This window comes from Mesorhizobium sp. M1006, from assembly GCF_040318825.1.
In the GTDB taxonomy this organism is placed as follows: Bacteria; Pseudomonadota; Alphaproteobacteria; order Rhizobiales; family Rhizobiaceae; genus Mesorhizobium.
The window spans coordinates 1-2,043 of the sequence record NZ_JAMYMZ010000123.1 but is presented as its reverse complement, the minus strand read 5'-3'; the positions used below and the strand labels follow the sequence as shown (position 1 = coordinate 2,043).

1 protein-coding gene is annotated in these 2,043 nt (G+C 67.4%); it reads right to left on the bottom strand.

The features are described from left to right. Positions 1–2,043, bottom strand: a 2,043-nt coding sequence (locus NKH60_RS34800) for a condensation domain-containing protein (RefSeq protein WP_352875102.1), incomplete at both ends; no start/stop codon positions are given.

The following is a 2,043-nucleotide window of genomic DNA, read 5'->3' as shown; positions in this document are numbered from 1 at the left end:
CGTGGACGCACCGCTGCGACGGATAGGCCGCCGCCGTCCGGTTCAGATCCTCCAGCAGATAGGTGCGCTCGGCGGCCGGCAGGATGTCAATGCGGCCGACCGGCTGGCCTGCATCGGCAGCCATCGCCCGCAGCAGCGCCAGCAGATAACCACGCTGCCGCTCGATCGTCGCCTGATCGAACAGCGCCGTGGCATAACCAAACGTTCCGGCGATCTCCTCGCCACGCTCGCAAAGGCTCAGCTCCAGATCGAACTTGACCTGATCATACCCCTCCCCGGCAGCTTCCACACTCAGCCCCGGCAGGTCCAATGACCCGACGGCGTTGTTCTGCCAGGCCAACATCACCTGGAACAGCGGCGTGTGATCAAGATGCCGTGGCGGCTGCACGATCTCGACGACCTGCTCGAACGGCAGGTCCTGATGCTCCTGGGCAGCCAAGGCCGTGCGCCGCGTCCGTTCCAGAAGCTCCGACACGCTCGGCTCGCCCGACAGGTCCAGCCGAAGCGCCAGGGTGTTGACGAAGAAGCCGATCAACTCTTCGATCTCGCCCCGGCCTCGATTGGCGCTCGGCACGCCGATCACAAGGTCGTCCTGCCCCGACAGACGCGACAGCACCGCCGCCCAGGCCGCCAGCACCGTCATGAACAACGTCGTGCCATGCTGCCGGCTCAGCCGCTTCAGCCGCCGCGTCAGATCCGCATCGATAACGATCGGAACCGTCGCCCCGGCAAACGACTGCTGGGCCGGCCGCACGCGGTCCGTCGGCAGCGCAAGACGGGCCGGAGCGTCAGACAGGGTGTCGCGCCAATACTGCGCCTGGCTCTGCAGCCGTTCCCCCGACAGCCACCGCCGTTGCCAGGCGGCATAATCCGGGTACTGGATCGCCAGCGGCGGCAAAGGATCGTCCTGTCCAGCCTCGAACGCCCGGTAAAGCTGACTGAGTTCACGCACCAGCACGCCCATCGACCAGCCGTCCGAGACGATATGATGCTGGGTCAGCAGGAAGACGTGTTGCTCATCCGACATCCGGATCAGACGCCCGCGGATCAGCGGCCCGCGCGCAACATCGAACGGCGTGCGCGCCTCTTCATGGCACAGATCCAAAAGCGCAGCCTCAGCATCCGGCCTGTCCCGCAGATCGTGCTCGGCCACCGGCAGTCCCGCATCCGGCGGCAGAACCTCAACCCAGGGCTTGCCCTCCGGTGCGACAAAGACGCTGCGCAGCGCCTCATGACGCGCAAACAGACGGTCAAGGCTGCGCTGCCAGGCGCCGCGGTCGAGCACACCACGCAGCCGCAAGGCCAGTGGAATGTGATAGTTCGTGCTGCCCTCGTCCAGCTGCGCCAAAAACCATATCCGCTGCTGCGCAAACGACAGCACAAGCGGCTCATTGCGCGACACCGTCGCAATCGCCGGCAGGTCTTGCGGACCGGAGCGGCTCAACACCTCGACGATGCTTTCGGCCAGATCGGCAAGCACCGGTCTGGCGAACAGCCTCGTCAGCGGCAGTTCGACCCCAACAGCCCGCGACAGCCGGCTCGAGAGCTGCACGGCCAGCAGCGAGTGGCCACCCAGCTCGAAGAAGTGGTCGTGGCGTCCGACCCGCTCGACACCGAGAAGCTCCGCCCAGATCTCGGCCAGCGCCGTCTCGATCGCGGCGCGGGGCGCCTCATAGGCCGCCCGCGCATAGGCGTCGTCGGCCGGCGCCGGCAGCGCCTTGCGGTCGAGCTTGCCGTTCGGCGTCAGCGGTAGCGCCGCCAGCCGCACGAATGCCGTTGGCACCATGTAGTCCGGCAGCCGCCCGCTCACATGTGCGCGCAAGGCGCCGGCAAGCGCGCCGCCATCGTCCTCGTCCGATCCTGCCTCGGGTCCACACACGACATAGGCGACAAGGTGCTTGTCGCCGGCGCGGTCCTGGCGCGCCACCACCACCGCCTCACGCACCCAGGCATGCTCGCAAAGCCGCGCCGCGATCTCGCCCGGCTCGATGCGGAAGCCGCGGATCTTCACCTGGTCATCGTTGCGGCCCAGGAACTCCAGAT